Source organism: Streptomyces sp. NPDC096048, from assembly GCF_044763415.1.
GTDB lineage: Bacteria > Actinomycetota > Actinomycetes > Streptomycetales > Streptomycetaceae > Streptomyces.
Map to the genome: position 1 here is coordinate 54509 of NZ_JBIWGG010000005.1, position 18766 is coordinate 73274.

At 74.0% G+C, this 18766-nt stretch carries 10 protein-coding genes and 2 pseudogenes (1 of these 12 only partly in view); 6 read left to right on the forward strand and 6 right to left on the reverse strand.

The genetic code is table 11. From position 1 onward, the window contains the following. Positions 1–8385, reverse strand: the 5' portion of a protein-coding gene (locus tag ACIQ6R_RS14490) for a type I polyketide synthase (protein WP_404221392.1). 20547 nt of this gene lie to the left of the window's left edge; only the first 8385 of its 28932 coding nucleotides appear in the window; its start codon is at positions 8383–8385; its stop codon lies beyond the left edge, outside the window. Positions 8386–8816: 431 nt separating this feature from the next. Continuing rightward, positions 8817–9878 (reverse strand): GDP-mannose 4,6-dehydratase, encoded by a 1062-nt coding sequence (locus tag ACIQ6R_RS14495; RefSeq protein ID WP_404179052.1) that lies wholly within the window; start codon positions 9876–9878, stop codon positions 8817–8819. 519 nt (positions 9879–10397) lie between these two features. Here ACIQ6R_RS14495 and ACIQ6R_RS14500 point away from each other — a divergent pair. Together ACIQ6R_RS14500 and ACIQ6R_RS14505 are read left to right on the forward strand one after the other, a co-directional pair. Beyond that, entirely contained in the window at positions 10398–10631 is a 234-nt protein-coding gene (locus tag ACIQ6R_RS14500) for a DUF5133 domain-containing protein (protein WP_404221394.1), read from the forward strand. Positions 10632–10682: 51 nt separating this feature from the next. Beyond that, the gene (locus ACIQ6R_RS14505) at positions 10683–10856 is read left to right on the forward strand and encodes a hypothetical protein (protein ID WP_404179047.1); all 174 of its coding nucleotides are present in this window, start codon (positions 10683–10685) and stop codon (positions 10854–10856) included. 425 nt (positions 10857–11281) lie between these two features. Here ACIQ6R_RS14505 and ACIQ6R_RS14510 read toward each other — a convergent pair whose 3' ends face one another. After that, on the reverse strand, positions 11282–12010 hold the full coding sequence (locus tag ACIQ6R_RS14510) for an SDR family oxidoreductase (RefSeq protein WP_404221396.1): 729 nt from the start codon (positions 12008–12010) through the stop codon (positions 11282–11284). Between the two features lie 76 nt (positions 12011–12086). Between ACIQ6R_RS14510 and ACIQ6R_RS14515 the strand changes: the two genes are divergently transcribed. Next, on the forward strand, positions 12087–12464 hold the full coding sequence (locus ACIQ6R_RS14515; protein ID WP_404221398.1) for a MerR family transcriptional regulator: 378 nt from the start codon (positions 12087–12089) through the stop codon (positions 12462–12464). Between the two features lie 69 nt (positions 12465–12533). Here the strand turns inward: ACIQ6R_RS14515 and ACIQ6R_RS14520 are convergent. Beyond that, positions 12534–12698: pseudogene (locus tag ACIQ6R_RS14520) on the reverse strand (DUF6924 domain-containing protein); the annotation flags it as partial. Between the two features lie 94 nt (positions 12699–12792). Continuing rightward, positions 12793–13539, reverse strand: a complete 747-nt coding sequence (locus ACIQ6R_RS14525; protein WP_404221400.1) for an SAM-dependent methyltransferase — start codon at positions 13537–13539, stop codon at positions 12793–12795. Between the two features lie 167 nt (positions 13540–13706). Between ACIQ6R_RS14525 and ACIQ6R_RS14530 the strand changes: the two are divergent. Then, positions 13707–13963: pseudogene (locus tag ACIQ6R_RS14530) on the forward strand (transposase family protein); the annotation flags it as partial. 159 nt (positions 13964–14122) lie between these two features. On the opposite strand, the gene ACIQ6R_RS14535 reads toward ACIQ6R_RS14530, so the two are convergent. Further along, the gene (locus ACIQ6R_RS14535; RefSeq protein WP_404221402.1) at positions 14123–14746 is read right to left on the reverse strand and encodes a hypothetical protein; all 624 of its coding nucleotides are present in this window, start codon (positions 14744–14746) and stop codon (positions 14123–14125) included. A 581-nt stretch (positions 14747–15327) separates the two neighbouring features. Between ACIQ6R_RS14535 and lanA the strand changes: the two genes are divergently transcribed. Both lanA and ACIQ6R_RS14545 read left to right on the forward strand, forming a co-directional pair. Continuing rightward, the gene (lanA, locus tag ACIQ6R_RS14540; protein ID WP_404179030.1) at positions 15328–15489 is read left to right on the forward strand and encodes an SCO0268 family class II lanthipeptide; all 162 of its coding nucleotides are present in this window, start codon (positions 15328–15330) and stop codon (positions 15487–15489) included. A gap of 150 nt (positions 15490–15639) precedes the next feature. Next, complete coding sequence (locus ACIQ6R_RS14545; RefSeq protein ID WP_404222162.1) at positions 15640–18735, forward strand: lantibiotic dehydratase; 3096 nt, start codon at positions 15640–15642, stop codon at positions 18733–18735. Positions 18736–18766 lie beyond the last annotated feature (31 nt).

The following is an 18766-nucleotide window of genomic DNA, read 5'->3' on the forward strand; positions in this document are numbered from 1 at the left end:
GTCCAGGACGGGGGCGCCCCCGCTGCCCGCCGGGTGCCAGGCGACCCGGTAGCGGGCGGCGTCCAGGACGGCCCGTTCCTGGCGGGCGCGCCGCCAGGACGACAGGGACGGCAGCAGCGCGTAGAGGGAGGCGTGCTCCTCGTCGCGCAGGCCGAGCAGCCCGGCCAGCCCGGCGGCGTCGCCGGACTCGACGGCGGTCCACAGTGCGGCGTCGGCCGGGTCGGTGGCAGGGCCGGCGGTACGGCGGGCGGTGGGCGCGGTGGTGTCCGGCCAGTACGTCTCGTGCTGGAAGGCGTACGTGGGCAGTTCGACGGTGGTGGCGCCGGTGCCCAGGTGGACGGCGGCCCAGTCGACGCGGACGCCGCGCACGTGCAGGCGGGCCAGGGCGGTGAGCGCGGACTCGTCCTCCGGACGGCCGGTGCGCAGCAGCGGGACGGCGTCGGCGTCCACGTCGTCGCCGAGGGTGTCCTGGGCGGCGGCGCACAGCGAGCCGCCGGGGCCGAGTTCGAGGTAGGTGGCGGCGCCCGCCTCGTGGGCGGCGCGCACCGCGTCGGCGAACCGGACGGTGGACCGCGCGTGCCGCACCCAGTACTCGGCGGTGCGCAGGTCGCCCCCCTCGGCCGGGCGGCCGGTGAGGTCGCAGACGACGGGCACGGTGGGCGGGTGGTAGGTCAGGCCCTCGGCGACCTCGCGGAAGGCGTCCAGCACGGCGTCCGTGCGGGGCGAGTGGAAGGCGTGGCTGACCCGCAGGCGGCGGGTGGTGCGGCCCCGTTCGGCGAAGTGGGAGGCGATACGCCCGGCGGGCTCCTCGTCGCCGGAGACGACGACGGCCGAGGGCCCGTTGACGGCGGCCAGGGAGACGTGGTCCTCCAGGCCCGCCAGGAGCGGCAGCACCTCCTCCTCGGACGCCTGGAGCGACCACATGGCGCCGCCCTCGGGGAGGGCCTGCATGAGGCGGGCGCGGGCGGCGACCAGGGCGCAGGCGTCGTCCAGGGAGAGGACGCCCGCGGCGTGGGCGGCGCTGATCCCGCCGATGGAGTGACCGAGCAGCACGCCGGGGCGCACGCCCCAGGAGCGGACGAGCCGGTACAGGGCGGTCTCCAGCGCGAACAGGGCGGGCTGGGTCCAGCCGGTCTCGTACAGGGCGGCGGCGCCGGGGGTGCCCTCCTCGGCGAACAGGACGTCCTTCAGGGAGCCGTGCGGGGCGCCGGCGTGGGCGTCGACGAGCAGCGGGTCGAGGCGGGCGACGACCTCGTCGAGCGCTTCGGCGAACACCGGGTGGCGCTCGTACAGTTCGCGGCCGGTGCCGGGGCGCTGGCTGCCCTGGCCGGTGAAGAGGAGGGCGGTGCGGCCCGCACCGCCCGTCTCGCCGAGGACCAGTGCCGGGTCGGTGCGGTCGGCGGCCAGCGCGGCCAGGGCACGGCGGGCGTCCTCGGCGGTGCCGACGACGACGGCGCGCTGCTCGAAGGCCGGGCGGGTGGTGGCCAGCGACAGGGTGACGTCGGCGGGGGCGTCGTCCGGACCGGAGCCGAGGTGGGCGAGGAGGCGGGCGGCCTGGGCGCGCAGCGCGGGGCGGGTGCGGCCGGACAGGGTCCAGGGCAGGACGGCCGCGGCGGCGGGGGCGTCGGCCTCGGTGGTCTCCGGGGCCGCCTTCGTGGGCTCGCCCTGTTCGAGGACGATGTGCGCGTTGGTACCGCTGATGCCGAAGGAGGAGACGGCGGCACGGCGCGGGCGGCCGGTTACGGGCCAGGGGGTGTTCTCGTGGACGAGGGTGACCGCGCCCGTTTCCCAGTCGACGTGCCGGGAGGGTTCACCGGCGTGCAGGGTGCGCGGCAGTTCGCCGTGCCGCATCGCCTGGATCATCTTGATGATGCCGGCGACACCGGCGGCGGCCTGGGTGTGGCCGATGTTCGACTTGACGGAGCCGAGCAGCAGCGGCCGTTCGGGGTCGCGGTCCTGGCCGTAGGTGGCGAGCAGGGCCTGGGCCTCGATGGGGTCGCCGAGCGGGGTGCCGGTGCCGTGGCCCTCGACGGCGTCCACATCGGCGGAGGTCAGCCCGGCGGCGGCCAGGGCCTGGCGGATGACGCGCTGCTGGGACGGCCCGTTGGGCGCGGTGAGACCGTTGGAGGCACCGTCCTGGTTGACGGCGGACCCCCGGACGACGGCGAGGACGCGGTGGCCGTTGCGCCGGGCGTCGGACAGTCGCTCCAGGACCAGTACGCCGACGCCCTCGGACCAGCCCACGCCGTCGGCCTCGTCGGAGAAGGCCTTGCAGCGGCCGTCGGGCGACAGACCGCGCTGGCGGGAGAACTCGATCAGGGAGGTCGGGGTGGACATCACGGTGACGCCGCCGGCCAGGGCAAGCGAGCACTCCCCCGCGCGCAGCGCCTGCATAGCGAAGTGCGTCGCGACCAGGGAGGAGGAGCAGGCGGTGTCGACGGTGACCGCCGGGCCCTCCAGGCCCAGGGCGTAGGAGACCCGGCCGGAGGCGATGCTCGGTGCGGTGCCGCTGCCCTGGTGGCCCTCGAAGCGCTCGTCGGTGAGCGTCGCCGAGTAGTCGCTGTACATGACGCCGGCGAAGACGCCCGTCCGGCTGCCGCGCAGGGACACCGGGTCGATCCCGGCGTGCTCGACGGCAGTCCAGGAGGCCTCCAGGAGCAGGCGCTGCTGGGAGTCGGTGGCGAGCGCCTCGCGCGGGCTCATGCCGAAGAAGGCGGCGTCGAACTCGCCCGCGTCGTGCAGGAAGCCTCCGTGACGGGCGTACGAGGTCCCGGGGTGGTCCGGGTCGGGGTGGTAGAGGCGGTCGAGGTCCCAGCCGCGGTTGACGGGCAGTCCGCCGATGGCGTCGGTGCCCTCGGTGACCAGACGCCACAGGTCGTCGGGGGAGGTGACGCCGCCGGGGTAGCGGCAGCTCATGCCGACGACGACGATCGGGTCGTCGGCGGTGGCGCGAGCCTGCGGGCCGGCTTCGGGTGCGGCGGGCTCGGGCGCGGTGTCGGTGAGTTCCAGCAGGAGGTGGCCGGCGAGAGCGGCGACGGTCGGGTAGTCGAAGATGACGGTCGCGGAGGTGCGCAGGCCGGTGGCCGCGGCCAGCCGGTTGCGCAGTTCGACGGCGGTCAGCGAGTCGAAGCCCAGTTCCTGGAAGGGCCGTTCGGGGTCGATGTCGTGTGCGGAGGCGTGACCGAGCACGGTGGCCGTCTGGGTGCGGACCAGGTCGACGACGGCCTCGGCGCGGGCCTCCTCGTCGAGCCGGGACAGCCGCTGGGCCAGGCCGAGGGCCGCCTCGGAGCCGGTGCGCACGGCGCGGCGGGTCCGGGTGCGGATCAGGCCGCGCAGCAGGGGCGGCACCTCGCCGGGACCGCGCAGGACGGCCAGGTCCAGACGGGCGGGGACGACGGCGGCGCGGGGCACGGTGAGGGCGGCGTCGAAGAGGGCGAGGCCCTGCTCGGCGGTGAGCGGGGGCGTGCCGGAGCGGGACATGCGCTCCAGGTCCCGCTCGGACAGCTCGCCCGTCATGCCTCCGGCGGGCACCCAGGGGCCCCAGGCCAGGGAGAGTCCGGGCAGACCCGCGTCCCGGCGCAGGCGGGCCACGGCGTCCAGGAAGGCGTTGCCCGCCGCGTAGTTGGCCTGGGCGGGGGCGCCGGTGGTGCCCGCGAGCGAGGAGAACACCACGAACGCGGCGAGGTCCAGGTCGCGGGTGGCCTGGTGCAGGTGCCACACGGCATCCGCCTTGGGCCGCAGGACGGCGGCCAGGCGCTCCTCGGTGAGGGACTCCACGAGCCCGTCGTCGAGGGTGCCCGCGGTGTGCACGACGCCGGTGACGGGGTGGTCGGCGGGCACGGAGGCGAACAGCCGCCGCGCCGCCTCAGGGTCGCTCACGTCGCAGGCCACGAGGGTCACCTCGGCCCCAGACTCCCGCAGTTCGGCGGAGAGTTCGGCGGCGCCGGGGGCATCGGGGCCGCGGCGTCCGGCGAGCAGCAGGTGCCGTACGCCGTGTGCGGCGACCAGGTGGCGGGCGAGTTCGGCGCCCAGGCCGCCGGTGCCGCCGGTGACGACGACGGTGCCCTCGGGGTTCCAGGGCACGGCGGCGTCACCGTCACCGGGGCGGACGCGGGTGAGGCGGGCGCCGAGTACCGCGCCGTCGCGGAGGGCGGTCTGCGGTTCGTCGGCGGACAGGGCGGCGGCGAGGGCGGCGGGCGCGTCGCCCACGGGCACGGCGGGGTCGAGGTCGAGCAGGCCGAAGCGGCCGGGGTGTTCGGTCTGGGCGGAGCGCACCAGGCCCCAGACGGCCGCGGCGGCGGGGTCGGTGACGCCTCCCCGGCCCGCGGGGACCGCGCCCCGGGTGACGAACACCAGGCGGGAGCCGCGGGGGGTGTCCGCGGCGAGCCATTCCTGGAGCCGGGTGAGGACGCGTGCGGTGAGCGTGTGCACCGCGGCCGGGACGTCGTCACCGGCGCCCGTCACGCAGGCGAGGACCAGCGCGGGCGTGTCGCCGCCGAGGGCGGGGTCGTCCCCGGTGAGGACATCGACCGGCGTCCCGGCGGCCGCGAGGGCGGCGCCCAGCTGGTACGGGTCGGCGCCGAGCAGGCCGACGGCGCCGGTGCGGGGCTCCCCCGCGCTGCCGGGGACCCGTACCCAGTCGACGGCGAACAGGGCGTCCCGTTCCAGGGCGGTGGCGGCGGCTCCCCGGGCGTCGGGGGCGGAACGCAGCACCAGGGAGCCGACCGAGGCGACGGGCGCGCCGGTGGTGTCGGCGAGGGCCACGGCGACGGCGTCGTCGCCGGCCGGGGTGATGCGGACCCGGGCCTCGGCGGCGCCGCTCGCGTGCAGGGTCACGTCCTGCCAGGCGAAGGGCAGCCCGCCACGGGCGTCCTCGCCCAGCGGTGCGAGCGCGGTGGCGTGCAGGGCGGCGTCGAGCAGCGCGGGGTGCAGGCCGAAGGAGGGGGCGTCGCCGGCCGGTCCGGCGTCGAGGGCGACCTCGGCGAAGGTCTCCTCGCCGCGCCGCCAGACGGCGCGCAGGCCGCGGAACGCGGGGCCGTAGGAGAACCCGGCGTCGGCCAGTCCGTCGTAGAAGCCGTCGAGTGCGACGGGCTCGGCGTCGGCGGGCGGCCAGACGGCGGCGTCGAACTCCTCCGCCTCCCCGAAGGGGTGGGCGCCGGGGGCGAGGGTGCCCTCGGCGTGCCGGGTCCAGGGCCTGTCCTCCTCACCGTCGGGGCGGGAGTACAGGTTCAGGGGCCGACGGCCGGTCTCGTCGGGGCTGCCGATCCACACCTGGAGCTGGACCCCGCCGTCCTCGGGCAGGGCCAGCGGCGCGGCCAGGGTGAGGTCCTCGACCCGCTCGCAGCCGACCTCGTCGCCGGCCCGCACGGCCAGTTCCAGGAACGCGGTGCCGGCCAGCAGCACGGTGCCGCGCACGGCGTGGTCGGCGAGCCAGGGGTGGGTGCGCGCCGACAGACGGCCGGTGAGGAGCAGGCCGTCGGAGTTGGCGAGCGTGACGGCGGCGGCCAGCAGCGGGTGGTGGGCGGCGCCGAGCCCCGCGGACCGCAGGTCGCCGGGGAGTCCGGTGATGCCCTTGGGCCAGAAGCGGCGGTGCTGGAAGGCGTAGGTGGGCAGGTCGGCGCGGGCGGCGCCGGTGCCCTCGAACCAGCCCTTCCAGCGCAGGGCGGTGCCCCGCAGGAACAGACCGGTGGCGGCCTCGGTGAGGGCGGCTGCCTCGGGGCGGTCCTTGCGCAGCGCGGGCAGCACGGCGGCCCGGTCGTGTCCCTGATCGTCCAGGACGGTACGGGTGAGGGCGGCGAGCGTGGCGTCGGGGCCGAGTTCGAGGAACTGGCCGGTGCCGTGTCCGGCGAGCCAGGAGACGCCGTCGGCGAAGCGCACCGTGTGCCGGACGTGGTCGGTCCAGTGGTCGGCGGAGGTCAGCTGCTCGAGGGTGGCGGGCGCGCCGGTCAGGTTGGTGACGACCGGGATGGTGGGGGCCTGCGGGGAGAGTCCGGCGACGACCGTCCGGAACTCCTCCAGCATGGGCTCCATGAGCGGCGAGTGGAAGGCGTGCGAGACCCGCAGTCGGCGGGTGCGGCGTCCCAGGGCGGCGATACGCGAGCTGACGTCCTCGACCGCGCCGCGCTCGCCGGCGACGACCACGGCCCGGGGACCGTTGACGGCGGCGACGGAAACCCGTCCGGGGTGTTCGGCCAGGAGCGGCGCGACCTCGTCCTCGGTGGCCTCCAGGGAGGCCATGGCACCGCCCTCGGGCAGCGCCTGCATGAGCCGGCCGCGCGCGAGGACCAGGGTGCAGGCGTCCTCCAGGGAGAACACCCCGGCCACGTGGGCGGCGGCGATCTCCCCGACGGAGTGCCCGGCGAGGTGGTCCGGGGTGACGCCGAAGGATGCGACGAGCCGGTAGAGGGCCACTTCGAGGGCGAACAGGGCGGGCTGGGCGTACTCGGTGCGATCGAGCAGGATCGCCTCGGCGCTCCCCTCCTCGGCGAACATCAGGGGGCGCAGCGGGCGGTCGAGGCCGGCGTCGAGGTGGCCCAGCACCTCGTCGAGGGCCTGCGCGAAGGCGGGGAAGCGGGCGTACAGTTCACGTCCCATGCCCGGTCGCTGGGAACCCTGGCCGGAGAAGAGCACGGCGAGCTTGGTACGGCCGCGCAGCTGGTGGGTGCTCAGGCCCGGGGTGTCCCCTCCCGCGGCCAGCGCGGTGAGGGCGGCGACGGCGGTGTCCCGGTCGGTGGCGGTGAACGCCGCCCGGTGCTCGAAGGCGGAACGGGTGGTGGCCAGGGCGTGGGACACGTCCAGGGCGCGCAGGCCCGGGCGGGCGGCCAGGTGGTCGAGGAGCCGGGTGGCCTGGGCGCGCAGTGCCTCGGGGGTGCGGCCGGAAAGCAGCCAGGGCAGCGTGCCGGCCTCGACGGCGGGCGCGGCCGTCCCCTCCTTCGCGGCGCCCTCGACGGCGGGCGCGGCCGTCCCCTCCTTCGCGGCGCCCTCGGCGGCGGGAGTGGCCGTCCCGTCCTCCGCGGCGCCCTCGGACTCGGCCGGGGCCTCCTCGACGATGGTGTGCGCGTTGGTGCCGGACAGGCCGAAGGACGAGACGCCCGCCCGGCGTGGTGCGCCCGGCCGGCGCGGCCAGGGGGCGGGCTCGGTGAGCAGCCGGACGGCGCCCTCGGTCCAGTCGACGTGGCCAGAGGGCCGGTCCACGTGCAGGGTGCGGGGCAGCAGGTCGTGGCGCATCGCCATGACCATCTTGATGATGCCGGCGATTCCGGCGGCGGCCTGGGTGTGGCTGATGTTGGACTTCACCGACCCGAGCAGCAGCGGGCGTTCGGGATCGCGTCCCTGGCCGTAGGTGGCGAGGAGGGCCTGCGCCTCGACGGGGTCACCGAGGACGGTGCCGGTGCCGTGGGCCTCGACCGCGTCGATGTCGGCGGCGGTCAGCCGGGCGTTGACCAGGGCGGCTTCGATGACGCGCCGCTGGGAGGGGCCGTTGGGGGCGGTCAGGCCGTTGGAGGCGCCGTCCTGGTTGACGGCGGAGCCGCGGACCACGGCCAGGACGTGGTGACCGTTGCGGCGGGCCTCGGAGAGCCGCTCCAGGACGAGTACGCCGACGCCCTCGGACCAGCCGGTGCCGTCGGCGGCGTCGGCGAAGGACTTGCAGCGGCCGTCGCCGGCCAGGCCGCCCTGGCGGGCGAACTCGACGAAGGTGGTGGGGCTCGCCATCACGGTGACACCGGCGGCCAGGGCGAGGGTGCACTCCCCCGCCCGCAGCGACTGGGCCGCCAGGTGCACCGCGACCAGGGAGGAGGAGCAGGCGGTGTCGACGGTCACGGCGGGGCCGACGGCGCCGAAGAAGTAGGAGAGGCGGCCGGACAGGATACTGGTGGCGTTGCCGGTGAGCTGGAAGCCCTGCACGTCGTCGTCGGGACCCACACGGTAGTCCTGCGGCATGGCGCCGACGAACATGCCGGTACGGCTGCCGCGCACCCCGGCGGGGTCGATGCCGGCCCGTTCGAACGCCTCCCAGCCGGTTTCGAGCAGGAGCCGCTGCTGCGGGTCCATGGACAGCGCCTCGCGGGGCGAGATGCCGAAGAAGTCCGGGTCGAATGCGGGCGCGTCGTGCAGGAAGCCGCCCGCGAGATCCGTCGGCCCGTCGCCGAGGGCGGCCTCCCAGCCGCGGTCGGCGGGCATGCCGGTGATGCCGTCCGCACCGGCCTCCAGCATCCGCCACAGGTCCTCGGGGCTGCTGACGCCACCCGGGTAGCGACAGCTCATCCCGACGATCGCGATGGGCTCGGTGGCCGCCGCCTCCAGCTCGCCCACCCGCTCCCGCGAGCGCTTCAGGTCGGCGCTGGCCCGGCGGAGGTAGTCCCGGAGCTTCTGTTCCTTGTCCATTTCAACGCAACCCATCTGGAAGAAGACCGGCGGACGGCTGGCGGTCCGACGTGGACGGCGGACGACCCGGGCGCCGTACGACACCGGGGTCGGGCGTACCCGAGGGAGGGAGAGCGACCGGGGACACGACCGCGGCGGCGGTCCGTCCGGCTCGGTGTCTCACGCGCCCGCGGGAGCGGGCGGAGTGCCACGTCTCGCGTGGCGGCCCCCGGTCGCCCCACCGGCGCGCGGACGTGCGGGCCGGGCCCGGACCGCTCCTGCGCGGCACACGCCCGGTGCACGTGCCGAGCACACTGTTCCGCTGACCATGGGCACAGTCTGCGGCGGCGGCCGCTCTGGAATTCCCTAGTGTGTGGGACGGCGCCCGATACGCGGCCGCAGGTACGTCAGCGAGTCCCGCCGACGGGACGGCGGGGCCCCCACGGCATGGCCTACCAGTCGCCCACGAGCCCGAGGGAACCGGAGGCGCCGGTGGCGAGCAGCCGGCTGTAGTCCCGCTCGCGGGAGGCCTGGCGCAGGTCGGACTCGACCATCATGCGCATCAGTTCCTCGAAGTCGACCTCGGGTTTCCAGCCCAGTTCCCGGCGGGCGTTGCCGGAGTCCGCGCAGAGGGTCTCCACCTCGGCGGGGCGGACCAGCCCGGGGTCGACGACCACGTGGTCCCGCCAGTCGAGGCCGACGTGTTCGAACGCGACGCGTGCCGCGTCACTGACCTTGTGCATGGTGCCGGTGCCCACCACGTAGTCCCCGGGCTCCTCCTGCTGGAGCATCAGGTGCATGGCGCGGACGTAGTCGCCCGCGAAGCCCCAGTCGCGCTCGGCGTCGAGGTTGCCGAGGCTTAGCTTGTCCAGCAGTCCCAGCTTGATCTGCGCGACCGCCAGCGAGATCTTCCGGGTCACGAACTCGGCCCCGCGTCGCGGCGACTCGTGGTTGAACAGAATGCCCGAGACGCCGTACATCCCGTACGACTCCCGGTAGTTGCGGGTGATGTAGTGGCCGAACGTCTTGGCGACTCCGTACGGGCTGCGCGGGTGCAGGAAGGTGGTCTCCCGCTGCGGGCTCTCCGCCACCTTGCCGAACATCTCGGAGGACGATGCCTGGTAGAAGCGGATCTGACCGCGGCTGGTGGCCGCGGACGACTTGTTCAGGCCCGACACCATCCGCACGGCCTCCAGCATCCGCAGCACACCGGTGCCGTTCACCTCGGTGACCAGCTCCGGCTGTTGCCAGGACATGGGGACGAACGAGATGGCGCCCAGGTTGTAGACCTCGTCGGGCTGGACCAGGTCCACGGCCGACACCAGGCTGCCCTGGTCCATGAGGTCGCCGTCGACGAACGACAGCTCGGGAATCAGCTTGGCTATCCGGTCCTTGCGAGGATTGGCCTGCCCCCGGCAGAGTCCCCACACCTGGTAACCCAGGCCGAGCAGGTGCTCCGCCAGGTACGACCCGTCCTGTCCGGTGATCCCGGTGATGAGTGCGCGCTTGGTCATCTTCCCTCTTTCCACCGCCAGGGTGCGGACACGATCGGGCGGAAGTCCGCGCCCGTGGGGCGGAGTGGTCGACACCCCGTGCGCGAGCCGTCCTCGTCGCGGCCATGCAAGCACGGGCGGAGCTAAGGAATTTGCGAGTCTTCCCGCCGATCCCATCCAGGGCGAGCAGCCGGATACCGGCATGTCCCCCTCGCACTGCCGCCGTCGCCGTCCCCGGGCGCCGCGAGTGCGCCGAGCTACGCGTCGAACGAAGTCACCGGCCGCCTCGCGGTCCGTGGCTACCGGCGCGACGGGGCCGATGTCGGCGTAGAGGGTCACACACCTGGCCGCCCGACCGGCCTCGCGCCGCAGTCGCTCGACAGGGGGTTGCCGCAGCCACACAGAGCCGGCTCCGGACGACGCTGTGTGCCTGCGTCGCGGGCGGGAGTACAGGACGGAGAACCGGGTACCGGAGTGCACGGCCCTGAGCCAGTTGGTGTTGGTGTTGGTGTTGGTTTGGTGTGGAAGGACGATTCTGTGATGCTGATGGCCCACCCTGCGGTGCTGCGGGATCTGATCGACCAGTACGAGGCCCTCGCAGCCGTGGAGGCTTCCGATGCGGACAGCGCGGGGGCGCGTCAGCGCATGGCCGATGTCGCCTACACGCTGTGCGTGTCCACCGGTACCCGCGACATCGACGCGGCCCTGATCGCCGCCCGTCACCAGCTGCCCGGTGCCCGGCCCCTGGACGACTCGCTCCTGAACGCCGACTGATCCGCTAGCCTTCTCCGCTGGCCCTGCCCCCTGAAGAAACGGACATCCGACGTGCATGCCACCGGCACCAGCGCCGCGCCCATCTACGACCTGTTGATAGCCGAACGGGGCGACGTCGTCGCCGACGCGGCGCGCGTCGCGGAGCAGACCCTGAGCGAGGCGGCCGAGACCCTCGACTTCGGCCTCCCGGGCGGCGGCGAGGATACGGACAGCGTCACCGCGTAGGACCGGCTCGGGCCGCGAACCGGGCGTCATCCGCGGCTCCGGTCGTGCGGGAGCTGTCCAGGGACGCGGCGTACCGGCCGGGGCAACGGGTGACCAGTGGTCAGTGGCGACCAGCTGCTCGGCCGCGGTGCGCAGCTTGACGCTGTCGTGCCGGGACGGCCACTCGCGCCTCCCACCTCTCACCGGTGCCGCAGTGCCGAACGCCATAACGGGCGGGCCGACCGCCACGTGAACCTCTGTACAGGGGGGCCTCCATGGTGTCGCTCTTCTCCGGGATCACGTGCCGGGGACCGCGTCGCCGCGGGTAGGCGCGGATCACGCCGTTGCTTTGATACGGCCTGCAGGACGCCCGTGCTTCCCCGCTTCCCCCAGCGGACTCCCAGGGGCGTCGGGGAGCGGGAGCACGACTACCGGATCAGGACCCCTCAGGCCGCCATCAGCGCCGCCAGGGCGCGGTCCATTGTGGCGTTGAACTCTCCCGGCGCCATCGGCAGACGGGACTTGACGTCCCGACTCCACTGGTCGGCGAGGACCTCGGCGGAGTCCGCCTCGACACCGTCGAGCGCCGCGTCGGCCAGGTCCGACGGAGCGATCTTGTCCACGGGCCAGCCCGCCGCCATGTCGGTGTCGGCCAAGCCGAGGTGTACCGCTGTGACGAGCGTGCCCTGCTCGGCGAGCTCCAGGCGGACGCCGTTGGTCATGGCCCAGGCGGCGGCCTTGGTCAGGTGGTAGGCATTGGCGCCCTTGACCCCGAACCACGACATGGCGGAGAGGACGTTGACGATCGCGCCACCGCCGTTCCCGGCGAGCGTCGGCGCGAACTCCCGGATCATTCCCAGGTGGCCGAACATGTTGGTCTCCAGCTCGTGCCGTACCGCGTCCAGCGAGCCGGTGACCAGGTCGGTCCCCGTGCTGATGCCCGCGTTGTTGATGAGTAGCGAGACGTCCGGGGCGGCGTCGGCGGCGGCCCTCACGGATGCGGGATCGGCGATGTCGAGGGGCAGCACCTCGACCCCGGACAGGTCCACGGTCTCCGGTCGGCGGGCCGTCGCGTAGACCTTGCGGGCGCCCCGTTCGAGCAGGCGTTGGGCGAAGGCGCGGCCCAGGCCGCGGTTGGCTCCGGTGACAAGGGCGACGGAGTTGTTGATGTCCATGGCCGGTACGCTAAAACCTGACGCTGGCGTCAGAGGCAAGTGCTGATCGTCAGGCCCAGGGGTGAGAGGAATCACCATGACTGTCACAGTGGCCGCGGCCGAGCGGTTGATGCGCATCGGCGAGGTGGCACGAGGTGCGGGCGTCTCCGTGCGCGCCGTGCGCTACTACGAGCAGCAAGGGCTGCTCGTGGCGGAGCGCAGCCCGTCCGGCCAGCGCCTGTACCGGCAGGACGCCATCCCCCTGGTCCGCTTCTTCCAGCAGATGTTCGCCGCCGGCCTCACCAGCCGGAGGATCACCGAACTCCTGCCATGCTGGGACTCCGGGCACACCGACGCCGAGCAACGAGCCATGCTGCGAGCTGAGCGCGAGCGCATCCAGGCCAAGATCGACGACCTGCAGGCGGCCCTGGACCACCTCGACGAGATCATCGCGATCACGGACACGCACCCATAGGCGCGGTCGGCCGGACGTCGCATCAGCGATCTCACCTCGCTGACTCGGTGGGGGCGATGCGGAGACGTCAGGGAACCACTGAGCAGGGACGCTGAACGTTCGCCCCGGCTCCTCCCAGAGGTCCAGGGCCAGGAGCGAGCGATCCGGATCCTTCATCGTGGCCGCGTCAGCCAGAAAGGTGGATGATCCGAGCCCCTTCATCCGCAGTGAGGACAACGCCCCCCAGCTCGGCATCGGAAGGCCCGACGAGCAGTCGCCGGGACGGGGGCACGGCCCGGATCGTGCGGGTCCGGGCAGCAGGCTGCCCGGACCCGCACTGCCCGCAGTGTCAGCGGCTCATCAGCGCGAAGACGCCCCAGCCAAGGTACTCACGGGTGTACTGCACGTAGCGGGCGGGCCCCTTGGCGAGCTCGGCCCGCACCTCGGCGGCCAACTCGTCACCGGGGTTCTGGTCGAGCCAGCAGCGAAGGTTGAACCACTGCGCCGCCTGATACCGGTCCCAGCTGTCCTGATCGGCCAGCACCATCTCCACAACGTCGTACCCGAGGCCGCCGAAGTGCCCGATCAGCTCCGGCAGCATCCGGAAGTCCGCTCTGCTGCCGGCGTGGCAGCCCTCGACGACGTCCTGGGTCGGCGGTGCCTGACGCCAGTACGGCTCGCCGATCAGCATGACGCCCCCTGGGCGGAGGCTTCGGCCCAGCAGCTCGACGGTGCCGGCCACGCCGCCCCCGATCCAGGTGGCGCCGACACACGCCGCGAGATCGACCAGCTCGTCGGCGACGTAGCCGGAGGCATCGCCGTGAACGAAGTCGACCCGGTCGGCGACTCCCAGTTCGGCGGCACGGGCGCGGGCCTTCTCGGTGAACACCGTGCTGATGTCCACCCCCGTCCCCGTGACACCGTGGTCACGTGCCCAGGTGCACAGCATCTCGCCCGTCCCGCTGGCGAGGTCGAGCGCCCGCGTGCCGGGTGCCGGACGGAGCGACTGGCCCAGTGCGGCGAGCTTGTCAGCGGTGATCGGGTTGTGGACGCGGTGGCTGCTCTCGCGAATGGTCCGAATGCGTGGAAGATCCACAGGAGGGATTCCTTAGTTCGATGAGGTCCTGCCGTTCCTGGAGGGCAGCCGTCCGCAGTCGGCTACCACCGCTAGAACCGTCATCAAACACACCCCGCTCGGACGTTTCGATCTTGGACCCGGGTAAACCTAGAGCTCTCGGGAAGAACGTGTCCACCGATTTCGCGGGAGACCGCCGCTGCGAGCTACCGCCGCACCGGCGTGCCCTCCTCGCCCTGGCCCACCTTCGCCGGCGCGACCCGCTCACGCGGATCGCCGCCGCCTTCGGCATATCCGTCGGCACCGCCCACGCCCACGTCACCGCCGTCGCCGGCCACTCTCCCGGCGGGCGGCCGGCCTGCTGCGTGTTCTGCCAGAGACCGGTCCGGATCACGTCCTGCTCGACGGAACGCCTGCCGAGTGCGGCCGGGTCGGCGGCAGCCGGCCGACTCGGCGAAGGGCCGGGGCGGCGGTCCCCTCGGGAGGTGCCACGGCGAATGGGGCCGAAGCACGGCGACCCCGTCCCGGGGACAACCGGTACGGGGCCGTCCTTCCGACCCCCGTGGCGGGAGGACGGCCCCGGGCCTTTCCGGTGGCCGTCCGGTCAGTACAGCTTGTTGACGGCCGTGCTCGTGGTCCTCTTGAAGGCGGCCACGGGCGCGTCCCCGAAGTCGCCCATCTGTCCCCACTTCACGACGGTGACGGTCCTGCCGTCCCGGCCGACCGACAGCAGGGCGATGTCGGTGGCGCCCCAGGACGTCTCGGTGTGCAGGCCGCGGACGCGGGCGCCCTCCTCGACCGGCACCCTGCCGTAGTCCCGGCCCTCGGCCTCGATGTCGGGCGAGGACTCCTCGATGCGGTCGGCGCAGGTGCGGATCAGGTCGTCGTAGTGCTTCGCCAGGGCCTTGGCCAGGGCGGCTGAGTCCGTCACGACGGTCAACTGCACGGCGCCGGTGTCCAGATCGGTCCGGAACTCCCGGTACCGGTAGTCGTAGGAGGGCACGCCCTCCGTGCTCACGCAGAACCCGAGTTCCTCCGGGAAGCCCTCGGTGACCGGCCCGGCGGTCCAGGACGACGTCGGGTGCGGCGGCAGCTGGGACGCCGACAGGAACTTGGGTGCGGCGGCCTTCGGCGCGGCGCCGGCGGCCGGTGCCGTGAGGACCGTACCCGCCGCGAGGGCGGCGACGGTGAGTGCGGTGAGGGCGCTCGTTCGGATGCGCAGGGACATGGGTCAGGCAGCCGGGGAGGCGAGCCCCCGCGCATGGGGCGCGTCGACGGGTACCGATGGGCTGTCACCAGCACGCGGCCGCCAACCGGCCGCCGACGCCGCGCACATCCCACGCGGCGTCGGACAGAGGGGCGCTCACCGCGCCTGTGTCGGTGCGCGACTGCCTCGACGACCCGCCGCCGACCGGGTCCCGGCCGGCGGATCAGTACGAACTGGCGCACGAGCACCGTGCCTTCACGGACCTTGATCCGGCCGAGCCGGCACGGCAGCCGCCGCGGACGTCGGCCGGGCCGCGGGACGTGCGGGCCAAGCTGCTCACGGGGATGGTCGACTGGCTGACTCGCGCTCCCTGACCTGAGCGGATGTGCGCGTCGCCCGGGCGATTCAGGCGGCGCCACCGCCTTTCACATGCGAGGGAGACCCTTCTCGCGCCCCTCCCCCGGCAGTGACCGACCCCTTGATCAATGGCTCGTTTTCGTCTACCGACTGTCAGTGGCGTGAGCAATGGTTGCGCATGTCCGGGCCCACAACCGGGGCCCTGGACGTTCGATTCCGTGCACCCCACCACCCAAGGGAGAAGCATGCGTACCGAGATCCTCCTGTCCCAGGATGCCCCCGAGCTGGACCTCGACCTGGATCTGCGCGTCTCCGATCTCCCGGAGCAGGCCGAGTCGTTCGGCCAGGGCAGCTTCACCTCGCCGAGCAGCTACGCGATCGGCACGCGCTGCCCCATCTGTTGCTGACGGGCTGAGGCCCCCTCGGGGCTCTTCCGAGCGGGGCGGGCCCGGTCCGCCCCGCTCTTCCGTACGACGGCGAGGAGCACACACGTGGCGGAGTCCGAAGCCCACCAGGCATCTGCGGCATTCGAGGTACGGGAGCCCGTGCTCGTCCGGATGGCGAGCCGGCCGCGCGGCGCCGCACTGGCCACGGTCGACGCCGCCGAGCCGGTTTCCGGGGCGCGGCAGCTCGCCTCCGATCCCCTGCTCGGCCAGGCGGTCCGGGTCGCCAGCGGCTCGCTGGCCCACAGTCTGGCCGGTCTGACCAGTGACGAAGGCGTGACCGCGCTGGGCCGCAAGCGGACCCTGAGCGCCGCGCGGACCCTGACGCGGTACGCCCGCCGCGCCGGGGCGCGCCCGACACCGTTCGGCCTGTTCGCGGGAGTCGGTACCGCCCGGTTCGGTTCCGCGGCCAAGGCGGAGCCAGGCACCGGTGAGGTCGCGGTCCGGCTCGACGGGGCGTGGCTGCGCCGCCGGGTACTGGCCTGGCTCGCCGAGCCCTCCGTTCGCCGGCGCGTGGACGTTGTACTCAATGACCTGTGCTTCCTGCGGGACGGGCGGTTGTATCTGCGTACCGGCGGTCAGGAGCAGTCGGTGCGTGACAACGCTCTGGTGAGCGCCGTGCGCGAGCGGGCGAGGACCCCGGTGCCGTATGCCGGCCTGCTCGTCTCGCTGGCGGAACGCTTTCCGTCGCTGGACGCCGAACGGATCGACCGTCAGCTGGCCGGGCTCCTTCAGCACGGCTTCCTGCTCACCTCGATCACCCCGCACCGCATCGACGCCGCGCTGCTCGACGGCATCGAGGCGGTCCTGCAAGCGGCGCTTCCCGACGACGCGCGGGCGCTGCGGGACATCCGGACGGCCTGTGCCCGGCATCAGGAGGACCCCCCAGGGCTGGGCGGCGACTCCTGGCAGCGGCTCCTGGACGAGGTCCGCCGCCTCGACGTCCCCGGCACGGACAGCGACGCGCACGCCCGGCCGCCGCTGCACGTGGATCTGCACATACCCGGCGAGTTCGTCGTACCGGAGGCGGTCGGGCGGGAAGTGTGCCGGTACGCGGCCGCGATCTGGGCGATCACACCGGAGTGGACCACGCTCGCGTACATGCGGGACTATCGCGAGCGCTTCATCGAGCGCTACGGCACCGCCTGCGCCGTGCCGTTGGGCGAGCTGGTCGACCCGCACCGCGGACTCGGCCTGCCCCCCGAGTACGGCGCGGAGCCCGCGTACGCACGCGGCGGCCCAGGCGACGAGGCGGACGGCCCCAGGCGCGCGATGATCGGCGAGCTGCTTCAGGAGGCCGTCCTGTCCGGCGGCGACCTGGTGCTGACCGACGACGTCGTGCGGCGTCTCGCCGAAGTCGCCGGGCACGATCCCGCGGCCGTGCCACCGCGCAGCCTCGAACTCTGCTTCCAGGTGCTCTCCGAGAGCACCGCCGCACTGGACCGCGGCGACTTCCGGCTGCTCGGCAGCCCGCACATCGGCGCCTGGACGGCGGGCGCCACTGCGGGCCGGTTCGCGGCGGCGGCCGGCCTCACCGGCCAACTCGCCCGGCTGGCCGCCGACACCGCCGACACCGCCGACGCCGCCGACACCGCCGACACCGCCGACGACGCGGTGATCGCGGCGCAGGTCGAGTTGATGCCCCGCGAGCCGCGCGGCCTCAACATCGTCCAGGTGCCCCGGCTGCTGCCGTACCGGATCCCCGTCGGTGTACCCGACGACCGGGACGACCCCTGCTGCCTGGACTGGCGCTCGCTGCTCGTCGCCGCCGGCTCCGACGGGCTGCGGCTGCTGCACCCGGAGAGCGGCCGTCCGGTCCGCCCGGTGCTGCCGCACATGCTGGCCCTGGACACCCAGGCTCCGCCGGTGGCCCGGTTCCTCATGGATCTCGCGACGGCGCGGCCCCGGGTGTGGTCCGGCTGGGACTGGGCGGGACATGATGCCCTGCCGTATCTGCCGCGCGTCCGCCACGGGCGGGTGGTGGTGATGCCCAAGCGCTGGCTGCCGGGCCGTCGGCTGCGCGACGCGGCCCGGTCACCGGGGGCCGAGGGGTGGGAGCGGGGCCTCGACGCCTGGCGTCGGCGCCTTGCCGTACCGGACCGGCTGCAGGTCGCGCGCAACGACCAGATGTACCCCGTCGACCTGCGCGACCGCTGGGACCGGGACCTGCTGCGTGCCGAACTGACGGCCGCGCATCCCCAGTTCGTCCTGTATGAGGACCTGACGGCCGACGGTGCGGGGCTCGGCTGGAACGGCGGGCACAGCACGGAGATCGTGGTGCCCCTCGCGGGCGCGCGGCGGCCCGCCCGGCGTACGGCGCCGGAAGGCGCCGAGCCGGCACGGACCGCCCCGCCGGTCCGGCCTGCCCCCGCACGGTTCCATCTGCCGGGCGAGGAATGGCTGTTCGCCAAGTGGTACGCGGAGCCGTCGGCCCACGAGGCTCTGCTCGCCGAGCATCTGCCGGCCCTGCTCACCGAGGTCGAGGACGAGGTCGACCGCTGGTTCTTCCTGCGCTACCAGGACCCCGAGCCGCATCTGCGGCTTCGTTTCCACGGCGATCCCGGGGCGCTCAACGGCCGGGTGCTGCCCGTGATCAGCCGGGTGTCACGGGCCCTCGTCGAGAGCGGGGCCCTGCGCACGATGACCCTCGACGCGTACCGGCCCGAGAGCGACCGGTACGGAGGCGAGGCCCTGCAGGAGGCAGCCGAGCGCTTCTTCCGCACGGACAGCCTGTCGGCGCTCGTGCAGGTGCGCGCTCTGCGGGGCGCCGCGCGGGCCGTCCCCGCCGCCGTGCTCGCCGGGCTCGGGCACGCGGTGCTCCTGGAGTCCCTCGGGGACTGGGACTGGTGCGGCTGGGTCGACCGGATGTTCACGAAGACCGCGGAGCACGAGGTCTACCAACGGCACCGCGCCGTCGCCGACCGGCTGATCAGACCGGGGAGCACGGTGTCGTCGGCTGCGGACGCACTCGGGGCGCCGTCGCTCGTCGCGCTGTGGTCGGAGTCGCCCGAGCCACGGGCATACGGGCAGTCGATCCTGTCCGCTCCGGAGGCCGACCGCGACGAGGCCCTGCTGTCGCTGCTGCACATGCGGAACAACCGTCTGTTCGGCATCGACCGGGCGGCCGAGGCCCGCGGGTACGCGGTGCTGCGGGGCGCGGTGCGGACCCATGTCGGCCGACGGCAGCACGAGAGCGGGAGCGGACGTTGACCGGGACGACCGAGGGCGGGACACGGGAGCA

What these genes read in the sequence shown, in the direction of transcription:
- lanA (WP_404179030.1), top strand. Translation starts at nt 15,328, where the DNA reads ATGCGTACCGAGATCCTCCTGTCCCAGGATGCCCCCGAGCTGGACCTC.
- ACIQ6R_RS14510 (WP_404221396.1), bottom strand. Translation starts at nt 12,010, where the DNA reads ATGGACATCAACAACTCCGTCGCCCTTGTCACCGGAGCCAACCGCGGC.
- ACIQ6R_RS14545 (WP_404222162.1), top strand. Translation starts at nt 15,640, where the DNA reads ATGGCGAGCCGGCCGCGCGGCGCCGCACTGGCCACGGTCGACGCCGCC.
- ACIQ6R_RS14495 (WP_404179052.1), bottom strand. Translation starts at nt 9,878, where the DNA reads ATGACCAAGCGCGCACTCATCACCGGGATCACCGGACAGGACGGGTCG.
- ACIQ6R_RS14515 (WP_404221398.1), top strand. Translation starts at nt 12,087, where the DNA reads ATGACTGTCACAGTGGCCGCGGCCGAGCGGTTGATGCGCATCGGCGAG.
- ACIQ6R_RS14500 (WP_404221394.1), top strand. Translation starts at nt 10,398, where the DNA reads ATGCTGATGGCCCACCCTGCGGTGCTGCGGGATCTGATCGACCAGTAC.
- ACIQ6R_RS14535 (WP_404221402.1), bottom strand. Translation starts at nt 14,746, where the DNA reads ATGTCCCTGCGCATCCGAACGAGCGCCCTCACCGCACTCACCGTCGCC.